This is a genomic window from Synechocystis sp. CACIAM 05 (assembly GCF_010222815.1).
In the GTDB taxonomy this organism is placed as follows: Bacteria; Cyanobacteriota; Cyanobacteriia; order Cyanobacteriales; family Microcystaceae; genus Synechocystis.
Genome location: NZ_CP019225.1, coordinates 1,671,689 through 1,686,168 on the forward strand (window position 1 = coordinate 1,671,689; position 14,480 = coordinate 1,686,168).

The window sequence follows — 14,480 nt, forward strand, 5'->3', positions numbered from 1 at the left end:
CATGGACTTTGTCGAAGCCGAGCAAATGTATTATGATTGGTGTCAGCAGTTGCAGGAGCGTCATATTTCAGCAACAGAATTTACTGCTTGGTTAGACCGTCTTCGGGTCCAGGATGACCAGGGGAACTGGTGGCGCATTGAACATCCCGGTGGTGTGTGGCTCTGTTGGAATGGCCAAGCTTGGGAACGCAAGAATCCACCTAAAGAAGCAACCGATTCACCGCCAGGAACAGCATTAACCCAACAAATGAAAGAACCCCAAAACTTGGGACAACTCCTCGGCTGGCTCGCCGGTTCGGTACTCAAAGGAATTCCCAAGCAAATAGTTTTAGGAATTTTTCTCATTGTTATTGTTTGGCTGCTTCATCTTTTTCTACTCGTTGTCGTCAATGACGGGTTTAATCTCACTGGTACCAATCCCTGGTTCGATTCCGTTTTAGTATTAGGCGGTGAGGTGATTGCAGGTAGTTTATTCTGGATTTTTACGGGAATACTATTGTCCCAATTAATACACGGTACCCTGGGGCAATATCTTAAAGCGATCACGTCTTTCCCTGCTACAGTCGTCAGTTTTTGCCAACAGAGTAGCCAGTTCAAAGCTCCTATTCTATGGTTGGGCTTTTCCGGGGCGTTGGTATTTGCCTTGTTGTTTGGCAATCTTCTGGTCAGTCTCCAGATTCTGTTATTTACCCTAGTGGCACTCCAGGAATCCACTCACTTTCTCCGCTTAGTGCTCAAACTTAGTTGGCAAGATGCCCAAAAACTGATCCGCAAGGGTAAATCTCTCCACCCTCTGACCTCTGACCAGTGCCAACAACTTCTCTCTGGTATGGCTGTGGGTTTTGGCCTAGCGGCTCTCCTTCTCTGGCTGGCTCCCTCCCTACTGCGACTATTCTTCATCGCGGCGATCGCCGTTACGTTGTGGCAATTCTTTAGCGGAAAGCGGTCAACAACTTCTGCTCTCTCCCTATTTATTATCTTCACTGCGGGGAGTTTGACATTAGGGCAAATGGAACCGGTCTGGGCCGATGACGGCGGTTGGGCTGAATGTGGTCAGAGCCTGCAAACTTGGATTCGATGTGGAGGAACTGACCAAGCTATTTTAAATAGTGGTTTAGCTGGTTTGGCAATTTGGCTCGGATGGATTTTAGGGGGTTTACAAATTCCCTCAGCTTCTGTGCCAAGCTCTGGTGTTATTTCCACCACTCCTGGTGCAACAACGTTTCCCCAAGACATTGAATATACCTATCCTGATGGACGGCACACCACCCTTGTCTATGATCCCGAAAAGGGAGGCTACATCAACATCCTCACCGGTGGTTGGATTGACCCAAATGAAATCAATGCTTGGCATCAAAATAATCTGAGCACCCATCAGCAAACTGAAGATTGGCGTCGCCGCAACGAATACCTAGAAGCAACAGGTCAGGATGTCCAGAGCCAGGCCTTAGCGACCCTTCAAGCTAAACAGAAACAGGAGAGGTCCCTCCGCGATACTTATGAAAAATTACTAGAACAAGTTCAAGACTCAGATATTAAAAATAAGGACAAGATTGAGCAATTAGTTAAGAAAGCAGCTCGTCTAGACGATAAAGGCATTCCCCAAGGAAACTTGCAATACATTCAACGCTTTATTAGTCATCAACAACAGCCCAACGCAGATTACGGAACATTCGATCAAATTTGGGATGTAACAAAGGGTACATTAACAGGGACAGGAAAAGGCGTTTTGAATGTTGTTAGTCTTGGTTTTTCCGGCGTCGTTGAAGAGCATTATGACAAGGGAGACTTATTAAGTTCTCTTAGTGGTCATACTGCTAACCTAGTCACCTTTGGAGGGTATAAAGGTTATCAAGAGGGGGGATTATCCGGTGCTGGCTATGGAATCATTAAGACCCTTGTACCTATTGAGGAATTTGGAACAGTTTTTCTTGAGAATACATCCTGGGATCAAAAAGCAGGAGCTATCGGTAGCGGTATTCTCAAATTCATTACCTTGGGCAAAGCTGGGGGGAAGCTAATCAGTTCACGACCGATTACTCCTAAAGAAATTGGCAATATTAAGTATGGCTATCATTTCACTGACCCTAAAAATACCATAGGAATTTTAAAATCTGGTCTTGAAGCTAGAGCACCAGGTAGTCATGGGACTTTTTCCAATATAGTTAGTAAAATTGCTCGACCCCTTAAAAACTGTTTTGTGGATAATGAACCTCCTAAGGCGGCCTATATGTTTGGTTCTAGTAAGCCAGGGCTAGGACGATTGGGGGACATAGATTGTAAAAACCCACCCATTGTTATTGATCTAAGTAAAATCGATCCCAAAAACCTGATGGTTCGTCCTTCCGACGGGGCCATTGTCTTTACTGGTAAAAATATTCCTCCTAGTGCCTTGAGTGCACCCAGTCAGTGGTCTCAAGTGCCAATTTCATCCACCCCTCTTCAGGCTCAGCCGCTCGCCAATCTACCCCAAGCATTAACCCAGGGAGGCAGGGGATTATATACAAACAATGCCGCCCAACAAGCCTTTCAAGACCTATACAAAAAATAGTATTTAGCTTTAGTTCAATCAATAACAATTCGAAGACCTGAATGGAGTCTGAACGCATTATGACAACCAATATCTCTCCTATTTTCCAACAGACTCTCTCAAGACAAGATTGGACTATTCAAGAAGCTTTGATCCGCTCGGGTTCTTTACCTACTCATCCGACCCTGATCGGCAACGATTGGTCAGAAGCACTTAAAGCTATCTTGTTTTCTCCGGTGGAAATGTTGGTCATTACAGGCGCTTTGGATAGTTTTGCCCTAGCTCGTTACCATCTCATCTCCCAAGAATCTAACCAAGGAACCACTTGGGTTTCTGCCGTCTCCGATGCTGAAGAAGCCATGCATCTTTCTTTTCCTTATACCTTTGAGGATTTGGTAAAGCTTTTAGATGCCTCCTTAGATTTTGATGGAGCCTCAGCCCCTCTTGATTCATCCTTTACAGTCGATCTCGCCGAATTTTCTGTGTTATTGTCAGTGGCGGACATCCTCAAAACCCAACAATTAGAAGCCTTGCTGGCCCGTTCTCCTGGGCCTGCCCAAGCATTTACATTGGGGGATATTCATAAAACTTTGCAACTGGGGTTACAAACCCAGGACACCCACTGGTGGGTAACAACTGGTCAAATTTTGACCCCCTTTCCTTTGGTTACCGAGTTACCCCATCTTACCCAGGCTCTGGAAAAACTGGTACAGAAAAATTTTTTAGCTATTCGTGAGCATGGATATTTGCCGGCTCTCTGTGGGGACTTTCTCGGTAGTCTGCTAATGCCCCTTTCCTCTGCTTCTGTTACCTTACTCCATAAAACCCCAACAGGAATTCTCCGAGAAGCAGATACGGTTTTAGGAATACGGACTGCCACAGCTTTTTGGACGTTGAATTTCCGCATGGGGGAAGAATTTCCGTTGATCGATGTTGTCTCTGCCCCTGCCCTATTGTTTTTAACCTACATTAATGAACTACAGTCTCTCTATCAGCAGGCTGCTTTCCACAGTGCTTCGCCGCTGTCGAATAAGACAGAGCCTTTGTCTGGACTCTCAACCCCCGACTATTGCCAAGCTTGTCATCAATCTTTACAGGAAGGAGATAAATTCTGTACCCATTGTGGTGCGCCCGTTGCGGTAATGGAACCGCCAAAACCCCAAACCTGTCCCCAGTGCGGCCACACTCCCACCCCCGGAGCCAAATTCTGTGGGAATTGTGGCTTTGTCTTGGGGGACAAATCCTAATCTTCCCCGGAGATGAATTGCTGCAATTGCGGTAAAACTGCTTTAACGGTTGCTAACATACGATGGGGGACTAAAATGTTGCCATCAAAACTAGCTGTGATGCTACCCCGGGGGGCCAAGGTTTCGATACGCAACCAGGTCAGAGCACCTTCATCTAGGGTAATCCCTTCAAGGCGATCGCCAATGGCATCAGCTCGAAAATATTGACGGTTATAATAAATTTCCCCTGGAGCTAGCACCACCCAAACAGGCAAATCGGTTCGATATAATTCCCGGTTGGTGGATTGGTTCAAACCAGTGGCTATGGGAACCAATATTTTGCCAAAAATGTGTCCAGCAAGAGCACCGATCGCCGCCCCTGGCACGGCCCCCACAAAGCCTTCCACAGAACCAAGGACAGTACCGAGCAAAGTTCCCACCCCAGCAAAAAAGGGGACTGCACAGCCGGCCATTTCTTGCATATCCTCGGCGGATTCACTGAATTGGGCCTGTCGAAGCTGTTGCCATTCATCGGGGCTATAACGCCAACGGATCAATGGCCGCTCACTAAGGATAAATTCCCTCGCCTGGGATACATTACCCCAAAGCTGTCCAAGAAAAATTAGCAATGTGAATAAAAATAGCAGAAAAACCAGTAGGGCCGCATAGGGCCAATCGTTGGCATCAATGGCCATGCCGAAGATAAAAAGTCCCAGGGGCAGAACCGTCAGCAATCCAAGCACAGGAATTGCGCCCCAAAAAGGATGATTGGTCAAACTGGGTAAATCTTGCCCATTGCCAGAGAAGACCATTTGCTCTGGGGCTGGGGCTTGCACTGTTTGAGCCTGAAAAAGATCCATCGATGGCAAGGATGAATTAAACCGAGTACCGCAAAAGGAACAATAGCGATTTGCGGCATCATTTTCTTGTCCGCAAACGGGACAGATTGGTGACATATTTTTGGGCATGCTCTCTCTCCTTACTTTCGGCTCCTAACCCTAAGCTTCCCCTAGGGAATACTTTGAGTCACCTCCCCGGTTTGGCGATCGACGTTATACCAACCAAACGTGGCTGTATGATCCGGTTCTCTAGGGTTATTAACAGATTCATAAGCCCGAATTAGGTATTGTTGCGGGGTGGTTTCCACAATTTCTAGAAGAGTCTGATTCTGTGGGGCTTCCTGTTGAACTCTTTGCATCCAATCCGCAATCTCTGGCCAAGCAATCAAAAGCTCTAAGGCTTGCCGTTCCGTTAAAACATTTTCATCCATATTAAGGGAATTATCCCTTGAGTTAGATGGACTATCCAAATCATTAATTCCTTTTACCCTCTGCCCCACTCCCACTTGTAGTTCACTGTTGGGGGGAAGAACAGTAACAATAATCTGGTCTTTATTCTGATTTAGTTCCACTGTTATCGGGATAGTTACACCGTCTTCAACTGCACTGCCCTCTAGTTTTCGGCCATTGAGTGTAGGGAATTCCACGCGATCGCCTTCAGCCTCAACGACAATGACATTTCCTTCCAAGCTCATGGTAAAAATAGCTTCCTCGCCTTCCCCCGGCGCCCCTTCCATGACCATCCAGACGCCAACAAAATCTTCTAAACTTACGGCATTGGCATCAACGGGAGCCACCGTCGGAGTAGGGGAAGTAACAACGGGGGAACTGGTATTGGTGGGCAAAATTTTTACTAGCCATTGATTCCATTGGGGCAGATTGAACGCTCCCAACCACCAAAGTCCCCCTAATACAACGACAGAACTAAATAACAGGAAAAAAGGAATCCAAGGAGTTACCCCTCTTTTATAGGATGGAACTTCATCGACATTAAAGGTGGGAGGGGGAGGAGGCAATGGGGACAATGGTGGTCCAGAAAAGGAAGGTGGCTCCGACGTCAAGGCAACGGGACATCCACAGGATTCACAGAAACGAACCTGGGGGCTAAGGCGGTTGCCACAATTAGTACAAAAAATGGGAGTAGTCATAGGTGAAAACCCCGACTATAGAATTAGAAAAATTTAACTTTTTATCCGAACTTTATTCGTTCATGTTCTCCAAATAACTATCAAAATAATTGGAAAAAATTAAATTATCTGGTCGTTGGTCACCGCTCCCTAAATACCTGGCCATTGTAAAGACAGCGAATGTGAATTTGCGGTTTGGTTTGCATATTCCAAATGCAATTTTCTTCCGCTTGTTGGAACGTATAACCTTGGGCGTCGGCACCAGATACTAATTCCCCATCAAAATATAGTTCATACCCAGGAGAGTTACTAGGAGGGCGATCGCCGAAGACCTGGCTATTGTAGAGACAGCGGATATGCATTTGGGGTTTGGTTTGCATATTCCAAGTACAATTTTCTTTCGCTTGTTGGGATGTATAATCCTGGGCGTCGGGGCCAGACACTAATTCCCCATCAAAATATAATTGATAGCCCTGAGCACCAGAAGAATTTGGGGAAGAACCGCAGGTAAGATCAAGTTTGCGGCAATTTCCCGCCTGATCGCATTCCCACTGGGGACAAATCTCCTGATCTTCATCAAAGGGAGAAGACCAAACAACATTGGGTATGAGAGTTAGTAAGGCAGTGGCGATCAATAGAGGCTTATGGTTGATTCGCATTGTTTTGCTCCTGAAATTTTCGGCAAATACAAATACTTCGCTCTTCTAGCCCTATCAACCATTTTAACGACAAATTGATGGGGCAATGATTAACAAATAATGAATAAATTTTATGTTTTTCAAGATGAAAATTTGAAAATTTGATTTCCTTATATTTCTACTATAGAAGACTAATGTAATTAGATCTAAAATTTGCAAGTATAAAAATCAGCAAATAGTTATATTGTTAATAATTCAATGACCCAATAACTCGTACTGTTATCTACGTGGTGAAAGCCAAAAAGACGAACAGTTTAGCCTCCTCCTCCTCGGCGATCGCCAAGCGAAATGTCATGGGAGATGTTCAGATTGAGCATTTTTTTCTAAAAGCCCTTGCTAAAACAAACCACATGTGCAGGGTGTCCCCAATGTTGACTAAATTCAGCGGACTTAAAACCTATTTTTTCCCTGGGTTGCTAGGTTTGCCCGCCGTTTTGGGCAAGCTTGTATAAGCAGATACTGTTAATTGGGTCAACTTTTTGTTACATTTATTTACAATTTATCGTTTACAATTGAAAGGTAGTCGCCTTGGAGGGCAACAGCTATGAAACCTGAATCCTTCGATCTCACCATTGAACAAATGTTTGAGTTCCGTCGCATGCAGGATGCCACCGCCAACATCAGCCAGGAGCAAGCCCTGGAACTTTTGGTCCAAGCCTCTCGACTGTTGATGATCAAATCCAACGTCATCCGGGACTTAATGCGCCAGGCTCCCCTGGAGCCCCTAGGTTAGGTACAGGCAGGCAAAAAAATTAGCTTGCTGTCTTAGCCATTAGTTACAATTTTTGACCGCCCCATTCTTTCAGGAGTGCGATCGCCATGATCAACAACGAAGCCTTTAACCTATCCTTAGAGCAGAAATTTCAACTGCAGTGTTTGCAACAGGAATATCAAGAACTAGACCGGGAGCAGACCGTTAACTATTTACTAGAAACCATGCAACAAATCATGGTGCGGGATAACCTGATCCGGGATTTGATGAAAAATTCCCTCCTCCCCTAGCACAACTCTGGGTTTAAGCATCAAGCAGGGCTCTAACGGAAACCTTCGACAAAATTAAACGATCTGACCACCTTGCTTGACCGGCCAGAGAGCATCTTAACTATTGACGATGACTGTCAACAATTATCGAAAATCAACAACCCCTACTCCTCACAGTTGATTGTATGTTGTTACCCACTGTCATTCGTTTTTATTGCTTTCCTCTCTCTTTCCTTTCTAGCGGGCAGCCTGCATCTGGCGATGGCGCTGGGCTACCTGCCAACATTCCGTCACCAAATTGTGCCAGGGGACCAGGACACTAAACTCAACCCCCACCTGTTCCCCGGTGGCTTGGAACATTAATTTAGTACACTTTACTTCATCCCGTGCCTGTCGTACCCGATCCAGTAACTCTTGTTGTTGCTCTGGGGTGAAAAAGGCTAAACGCTGGCTTTCTAGTAGCTGGCAGGAGCGGCTAAACCAGTGCTCAAAATCTCCCAACAGGGGCTCTAAGATAGTTTTGAGCAGTTCTTTTTCGTCTGGTTGGGGATTGGTCATGGTAGTGAGACTAATCTTAGTCAAATGTTAAATAAAGTTTTCTGAGAATATTCTTTACATTTGTTTATATTTTAACCGGAATTGTTCAGATTATGCCAGGGGAGGGCTACTCCAAACCAATAGGGCGATCGCCAACTGACTGCCCCAAAGTAAGAAGGTAAATAGGAGTAGTAATAAATACATCCAGGGTTGGGAAAGGGGGCGCACATCCTGGGTGTCAATGCCCGTATGGTCGCTCACCAGTTGGGTTAGCCGATTAAAGCCCGCCACCCGCATGGGTAGCAGATAGGCCCTATCTTTCGACTCTGTGAGGAAATAGTAAACCAAGCCCCCCTGGCCTGTGGTGCGACATTTCAATGCGGTGACATCTGCCCAAGATAATTGCCAACCGGACCGAAAAAATTTGGGTACCCAGCGGGGATAACGCACCGCAATTCCCTCTCCATTCAGCACCACCTGTTCCGCCAAGGCAGCTACTAAAGCAACTAAGCCTCCCATCAGTCCAACGGTTAACAATAGGGTAAGTACTGCATTTCCTTGGGTGAGTTGGGCCAAAATGGGCAGGGGAACTGTCAGAGCTAGGTAGAGATTGACCAGGGTGATTTTAATCAGGGGAGAAAGGGGAAATACGTCCCGGCGGTCATTAACAAGGGCATTAGAGGGGGATGGTTGGGACAAAGTAGATGGCATAAAAAGCTAAGGTCAAGCAAGGTTAAGAATGGTATGCTCTAGGCGAGGCAACAGCTTGGGTTAATAGTCGACAATGGCCACGCAACAAACAATTTTGGTCACCGGAGGGGCGGGTTACATCGGCTCCCATGGGGTGCTTGCCCTACAACAGGCGGGCTTTGACGTCCTTATCTACGATAACCTCAGCTACGGTCACAAGGAACTGGTGCAACCCCTGGGGGTGGAATTGGTAGTCGGCCACACTGGCGATCGCCAAAAACTAGACCAACTTTTTGCCACTAGAGATATTGCTGCTGTCATGCATTTTGCCGCCTTCATCGCTGTGGGAGAATCGGTGCAAAAGCCGGACATTTATTACCAAAACAACGTAGTGGGTACCCTCACCCTCCTGGAAGCCATGCTAGCGGCGGGCATTAAGAAATTTGTCTTTTCCTCCACCTGTGCGGTCTATGGCATGCCGAAGGAAATTCCCATGACGGAAAGCCATCCCATTGATCCCCTCAGTCCCTATGCCGCCAGCAAACGCATGGTGGAACAAATTTTGGCTGACTTTGACCAAGCTTACGGCTTCAAATCAGTTATTTTTCGCTACTTTAATGCTTCCGGCGCAGACCCCCAAGGACGCTTAGGAGAAGACCATAACCCCGAAACCCATCTAATTCCCCTGGCCCTGTTGACAGCTTTGAAACAACGTCCCCAACTTTCCGTTTTTGGTACTGATTATGACACCCCCGACGGCACCGCCCTACGGGATTACATCCATGTCTGTGACCTGGCGATCGCCCATGTATTAGGCTTGCAATACCTGCTAGAAGGAGGGGAAAGCAATATCTTTAACCTCGGTAATGGCAACGGCTTTTCCGTACGTCAAGTAATTGAAGTTGCCAAAGCGGTGACGGGATTAGATATTCCCTATCAACTATGTCCCCGCCGTCCCGGTGATGCCCCCATCCTGGTCGGTAGTAGTGCTAAAGCGCGGGAAATCCTTGGCTGGAATCCCCAGTACCCTGACTTACATACCATCATTGACCATGCCTGGCAGTGGCACCAAAGGCGCCATGGAGATTACAAAAAAAAGCAATAAAATTTGAGGAGTTTGAAAACCGCAGGACAAGGCCAGTGTGATGTGCTGCCCACCTGATTTTGGTACGATGGGAGACTGTTTTGCCCCCCTAATCATCCTCCAAATAGTTAGACATTATGCTGAGAGCTGGAATTGTTGGTCTGCCCAATGTGGGAAAATCTACCCTCTTTAACGCCCTGGTGGCCAATGCCAAGGCTGAAGCGGCCAACTTTCCCTTCTGCACCATTGAACCCAATGTGGGGGTGGTGTCTGTACCGGACGATCGCCTGGAGAAATTGGCAGAGATTTCCCAATCGGTCAAGGTAGTTCCCACCCGGATGGAATTTGTCGATATTGCCGGTTTGGTAGCAGGGGCCAGCAAAGGGGAAGGCCTGGGAAATCAATTCCTGGCCAATATCCGGGAAGTGGATGCCATTGTCCATGTGGTGCGCTGTTTTGATGACGATGACATCATCCATGTGGCAGGTTCTGTCGACCCGGTGCGGGACGTGGAAGTAATTGATCTGGAGTTGGTGCTGGCGGATTTAGCCCAGGTGGAAAAAAGACTGGAACGCAGTCGCAAGCAAGCCCGGGGCAATAAGGATTTGTTGGAAGAAGTGACTATTTTGGAAAGATTGGTCACTGCCCTCAATGAAGGCATCCCGGCTCGGCGGGTGGGGTTAACGGCGGAAGAACAGGAATTAATCAAGTCCCTGGGTTTACTGACCCTTAAACCGATTATCTATGCCACCAACGTCACCGAAGATGATTTGGCCGGGGGCAATGATTGGGTGGAACAGATCAAGGCGATCGCCGCTAAGGATGAAGCCAAAGTGGTGGTGATTTCAGCCCAGGTGGAATCGGAACTAATCGAATTACCAGAGGAGGAGCGGCAAGACTTTTTGGCTAGCTTAGGCGTGACCGAAGGGGGATTGAAATCCCTTATTCGAGCTACCTATGAATTACTGGGGCTACGCACTTACCTGACCACGGGCCCCCAGGAAACCCGAGCTTGGACCATAATCAGCGGCATGAAAGCTCCCCAAGCGGCCGGGGTAATTCACACCGATTTTGAACGGGGTTTTATCCGGGCGGAAACCGTGGCCTATGAAGATTTAATTAGCTGTGGCAGTATGCAGGGAGCCAAGGAAAAGGGATTGGTGCGCAGTGAAGGCAAAGAATATGTGGTACAGGAAGGGGATGTGCTGCTCTTCCGCTTCAACGTTTAAAAAGGTTATCCGAGGAAAACATTAATCCTATCCCTAGGCCGATTCTGGTCTAAACCTCTGGGGGCAATTCCAACGGTAGGGGGCCCAACAGTCCTTTGCGGAAATCGTTCAGCAATTGCACTGCGGCCCTTTCCCGATCGCCGTTATGGCGGGCATCAGCTAGGGCAATTAAATATAAATCCCCATTCATGGCTTCCGGCAGTACCTGATAACGTTGCGTCAACGCCGACCCCAGGGATAAATCCAGCAAGAGATCCACCATGGCGATCGCCACCGCCTGATTTTCGTAGGCCGCCTCACCAATGTCTTCACAAATGGCCAGCTTGAGGGCATTGGCCTGATTTTCCAGCTTGAGGGGAATCACCCCAGGGGAATCAAGCAATTCCAAACTGTCGGAAATACGAATCCACCGTAACTGCCTGGTCACCCCCGCCCGTCGGGCACTCTCTACCACCTTACGCCCTAGAAGTCGGTTAATTAATGCAGATTTACCTACGTTGGGAAATCCCATTACCACTGCTCGCACTGGCCGTGGTTGCATGCCCCGTCTTTGCCTTCTTTCGTTAACTGCCTTACCAGCTTGCTGGGCCGCTTTACTAATGGCCTTAACCCCGGTGCCCTGCTTCGCATTGGCGTAATACACCGTTTGATTTTGCTGGCGGAACCACGTTAACCACTGCTCTTGCAACTCCGGCGTGATCATGTCCACCCGGTTGAGAATGATTAATTTGGGCTTTTCTCCCACCCAGAGGGGCACATCGGGATGCTGGGACGCTAGGGGAATGCGGGCATCAATTACTTCCAGCACCACATCAACTTTATTTAACTGCTCCCGGAGTTGTCTTTCCGCTTTAGCAATGTGCCCGGGATACCACTGGATTAAGGCCATGAGTTGTTTACTTTGTTTACTGACGAGAGCTTCTGGGGGCTAAGCTCCCATCCCTAACAGCTTGCCACATCGCCGCCGGAAGTTACGTCCCCCTTGGGCGATCGCTAAAAATCAGTGGATAAACACTAGTTTTAAATTAGGTTTTTTAGACCATTATCACAATCAACTGCAGCAACCCAATTGCCCTCCACCATTTTTTGCCTTAACCCCTTGACCGGCCATGGGTTCAGCCCGGCTTAACATTTCTTAATAATTTTAGTTGCTATAAATTCTCATTTATGCCCCTATAATAATTCGGGAGTAAGTGCTAAAGATTCTCAACTACTCCATCAGTGGTTTGAGCTTAGTCCTAGGGAAAGATTGGCGATCGCCGTTGTGGTTAAGCCAGAATAGGTCTCGGGTGGACAGAGAACGCTTTATTCTTTGCCTCCATGGCGGCATCCCACCTAGGTTTCTCGGCACTTATTGCCATAATTTATTATTTGTCGTCTCAATTAAGGAGGCAATTCTGTGCAAACCTATGGCAACGACACCGTTCAATACGAATGGTGGGCCGGCAATGCCCGTTTCGCTGATCAGTCTGGGCTTTTTATTGCGGCCCATGTGGCCCAGGCGGCTTTAACAGCATTTTGGGCCGGCGCCTTTACCCTGTTTGAAATTTCCCGATTTGATCCCACCCAGGCAATGGGAGACCAGGGATTGATTCTACTGCCCCATTTGGCTACCCTCGGTTGGGGTGTGGGCGATGGCGGACAAATTTTGGATACCTATCCCTACTTTGTCATTGGTAGTATTCACCTGATTGCTTCAGCGGTACTGGGGGCTGGGGCTTTGTTTCATACCCTGCGGGCCCCCGCTGACCTAAGCACCCTCCAGGGCCAGGGTAAAAAATTCCATTTCACGTGGGAAAACCCCCAGCAACTGGGCATGATTTTAGGTCATCACCTCTTATTTTTGGGTGCTGGAGCTCTCCTGTTAGCCGGCAAAGCGATGTATTGGGGTGGACTGTACGATGCCACCAGCCAAACGGTGCGCCTAGTCAGTCAGCCAACATTAGATCCTTTGGTTATTTATGGTTATCAAACCCATTTTGCCAGCATCAGTAGCCTAGAAGATCTGGTGGGGGGACATATTTTTGTTGGTTTTCTGCTCATCGGTGGAGGCATTTGGCACATTCTGGTGCCCCCTCTGGGTTGGGCTAAAAAAGTTCTGCTCTTTTCCGGGGAAGCGATTTTGTCCTACTCCCTGGGGGGCATTGCCCTAGCTGGATTTGTGGCGGCCTATTTCTGTGCAGTCAACACCCTGGCCTATCCGCCAGAATTTTACGGCCCGCCTTTGGCAATTAAATTAGGCATTTTTCCCTATTTTGCCGACACCGTGGAACTGCCCATGCACGCCCACACCAGCCGGGCTTGGTTAGCCAACGCTCACTTCTTCCTGGCCTTTTTCTTCCTCCAAGGTCACCTCTGGCACGCACTGCGGGCTTTGGGTTTTGACTTCAAACGGGTCGAACAAGCGTTTGATTCCTTACAAACCTAGTCATTAGCCATCAGCTTTTCCTCTCTTAAGCAAGCATCGGGGTTTACTTTGCCTAGCTCTGCCAGCCTGAAATTAAGACTCCATTGCTAAGTAACGGTAAACCTCTTTTCTTTTTATTACCTTGCCTAAGTTAATGAATTTTCACTCTCCCATTGCCTAAAAAATTATGGATCATCCTCACACTTGTTTGTGCTGTTGCCATTGTCTTTTGCGGCATTTACACCAAGGAAATTTGGTTTGGTATTGCTGTCAGTGTCGCCAAATGCAGGCGATCGCCAACGATGGCATCAGTCCCCTTTCCTTCAACACTTCGGAACTACTAAACCAAGCCCTACTGAACGGTTAAGGGTTTCCCAAAATTATTTCCACGAAAACAAATTAAGCTTAGTAACTTTCCAGTAATCATGACAAAAATTGGACTTTTTTACGGTACTCAAACCGGCAACACTGAAACCATTGCTGAACTGATTCAAAAAGAAATGGGCGGCGATAGTGTGGTCGATATGATGGACATATCCCAGGCTGATGTTGATGATTTTAAGCAATATAGTTGCCTGATTATCGGTTGTCCCACCTGGAATGTGGGGGAACTCCAGAGTGATTGGGAAGGCTTTTATGACCAACTAGATGAAATTGATTTCAATGGCAAAAAAGTAGCCTATTTCGGTGCGGGAGACCAGATTGGTTATGCTGACAATTTTCAAGATGCCATGGGTATTTTAGAAGAAAAAATCAGTGAATTAGGCGGTAAAACAGTAGGGTTTTGGCCTACCACTGGCTATGATTTTGACGGCTCAAAAGCAGTAAAAAATGGGCAATTTGTGGGTCTAGCCTTGGACGAAGACAATCAACCAGAGTTGACAGAATCAAGAGTAAAGATGTGGGTAAGTGAAGTTAAACCAATTTTGCAATCCTAGGTAACCTAAGCTTTTGCCGGCTGATCACTACCAAGATCCCAATAGTTCATTGACACTGACAATAATTAATGTTGCTTGAACTTATCTTGAAAATCTGATCTTTTGTCAGGGTTGTTTCTAGCTCTGCCCGGTTTTGATCAACCTGCAAATAATGCTGACTCGAATAATTTACTTGCTACTCTTCACTTCATTTA

15 protein-coding genes are annotated in these 14,480 nt (G+C 47.2%); 9 read left to right on the plus strand and 6 right to left on the minus strand.

The window, feature by feature from the left end; translation table 11 throughout:
• The first annotated feature begins 1 nt into the window (after nucleotide 1).
• Both BWK47_RS17045 and BWK47_RS17050 read left to right on the plus strand, forming a co-directional pair.
• Nucleotides 2-2,551: a hypothetical protein gene (locus BWK47_RS17045; protein WP_237269955.1), complete on the plus strand. Its 2,550-nt coding sequence runs from the start codon at nucleotides 2-4 to the stop codon at nucleotides 2,549-2,551.
• A 59-nt stretch (nucleotides 2,552-2,610) separates the two neighbouring features.
• The gene (locus tag BWK47_RS17050; protein ID WP_237269958.1) at nucleotides 2,611-3,777 is read left to right on the plus strand and encodes a zinc ribbon domain-containing protein; all 1,167 of its coding nucleotides are present in this window, start codon (nucleotides 2,611-2,613) and stop codon (nucleotides 3,775-3,777) included.
• On the opposite strand, the gene BWK47_RS08025 is transcribed toward BWK47_RS17050, so the two are convergent.
• The 3 genes from BWK47_RS08025 to BWK47_RS08035 all read right to left on the minus strand — a co-directional run bounded on the left by BWK47_RS08025 (nucleotide 3,774) and on the right by BWK47_RS08035 (nucleotide 6,381).
• Nucleotides 3,774-4,724, minus strand: a complete 951-nt coding sequence (locus BWK47_RS08025) for a DUF6861 domain-containing protein (RefSeq protein ID WP_162328245.1) — start codon at nucleotides 4,722-4,724, stop codon at nucleotides 3,774-3,776. The genes BWK47_RS17050 and BWK47_RS08025 overlap by 4 nt on opposite strands.
• 41 nt (nucleotides 4,725-4,765) lie before the next feature.
• Nucleotides 4,766-5,743 carry a zinc ribbon domain-containing protein gene (locus BWK47_RS08030; protein ID WP_162328246.1) on the minus strand — a complete coding sequence of 326 codons (978 nt, stop codon included), beginning with the start codon at nucleotides 5,741-5,743 and terminating at the stop codon, nucleotides 4,766-4,768.
• A 119-nt stretch (nucleotides 5,744-5,862) separates the two neighbouring features.
• Complete coding sequence (locus BWK47_RS08035) at nucleotides 5,863-6,381, minus strand: hypothetical protein (protein ID WP_162328247.1); 519 nt, start codon at nucleotides 6,379-6,381, stop codon at nucleotides 5,863-5,865.
• 583 nt (nucleotides 6,382-6,964) lie between these two features.
• Between BWK47_RS08035 and BWK47_RS08040 the strand changes: the two genes are divergently transcribed.
• Complete coding sequence (locus BWK47_RS08040; protein WP_010872582.1) at nucleotides 6,965-7,153, plus strand: NblA/ycf18 family protein; 189 nt, start codon at nucleotides 6,965-6,967, stop codon at nucleotides 7,151-7,153.
• An 86-nt stretch (nucleotides 7,154-7,239) separates the two neighbouring features.
• The gene (locus tag BWK47_RS08045; RefSeq protein ID WP_010872581.1) at nucleotides 7,240-7,422 is read left to right on the plus strand and encodes an NblA/ycf18 family protein; all 183 of its coding nucleotides are present in this window, start codon (nucleotides 7,240-7,242) and stop codon (nucleotides 7,420-7,422) included.
• A 216-nt stretch (nucleotides 7,423-7,638) separates the two neighbouring features.
• Here BWK47_RS08045 and BWK47_RS08050 read toward each other — a convergent pair whose 3' ends face one another.
• Together BWK47_RS08050 and BWK47_RS08055 are read right to left on the minus strand one after the other, a co-directional pair.
• Nucleotides 7,639-7,959: a DUF2605 domain-containing protein gene (locus tag BWK47_RS08050; RefSeq protein ID WP_162329648.1), complete on the minus strand. Its 321-nt coding sequence runs from the start codon at nucleotides 7,957-7,959 to the stop codon at nucleotides 7,639-7,641.
• A gap of 90 nt (nucleotides 7,960-8,049) precedes the next feature.
• Nucleotides 8,050-8,649, minus strand: a complete 600-nt coding sequence (locus BWK47_RS08055; RefSeq protein ID WP_162328248.1) for a hypothetical protein — start codon at nucleotides 8,647-8,649, stop codon at nucleotides 8,050-8,052.
• A 73-nt stretch (nucleotides 8,650-8,722) separates the two neighbouring features.
• Between BWK47_RS08055 and galE the strand changes: the two genes are divergently transcribed.
• Both galE and ychF read left to right on the plus strand, forming a co-directional pair.
• A complete protein-coding gene (gene galE, locus BWK47_RS08060; RefSeq protein ID WP_162328249.1) occupies nucleotides 8,723-9,733 on the plus strand; it encodes a UDP-glucose 4-epimerase GalE in 1,011 nt (336 codons plus the stop codon).
• 116 nt (nucleotides 9,734-9,849) lie between these two features.
• A complete protein-coding gene (gene ychF, locus BWK47_RS08065) occupies nucleotides 9,850-10,941 on the plus strand; it encodes a redox-regulated ATPase YchF (RefSeq protein ID WP_162328250.1) in 1,092 nt (363 codons plus the stop codon).
• A gap of 49 nt (nucleotides 10,942-10,990) precedes the next feature.
• Here ychF and ylqF read toward each other — a convergent pair whose 3' ends face one another.
• Nucleotides 10,991-11,830, minus strand: a complete 840-nt coding sequence (gene ylqF / locus BWK47_RS08070) for a ribosome biogenesis GTPase YlqF (RefSeq protein WP_162328251.1) — start codon at nucleotides 11,828-11,830, stop codon at nucleotides 10,991-10,993.
• Nucleotides 11,831-12,340: 510 nt separating this feature from the next.
• Between ylqF and BWK47_RS08075 the strand changes: the two genes are divergently transcribed.
• The 3 genes from BWK47_RS08075 (at nucleotide 12,341) to fldA (ending at nucleotide 14,286) form a co-directional block, all read left to right on the plus strand.
• Nucleotides 12,341-13,369 carry a chlorophyll a/b binding light-harvesting protein gene (locus BWK47_RS08075; protein WP_162328252.1) on the plus strand — a complete coding sequence of 343 codons (1,029 nt, stop codon included), beginning with the start codon at nucleotides 12,341-12,343 and terminating at the stop codon, nucleotides 13,367-13,369.
• Between the two features lie 166 nt (nucleotides 13,370-13,535).
• Nucleotides 13,536-13,715 (plus strand): hypothetical protein, encoded by a 180-nt coding sequence (locus BWK47_RS08080; RefSeq protein WP_143705308.1) that lies wholly within the window; start codon nucleotides 13,536-13,538, stop codon nucleotides 13,713-13,715.
• Nucleotides 13,716-13,773: 58 nt separating this feature from the next.
• Complete coding sequence (fldA, locus tag BWK47_RS08085; RefSeq protein WP_162328253.1) at nucleotides 13,774-14,286, plus strand: flavodoxin FldA; 513 nt, start codon at nucleotides 13,774-13,776, stop codon at nucleotides 14,284-14,286.
• The last annotated feature ends 194 nt before the right edge of the window (nucleotides 14,287-14,480 follow it).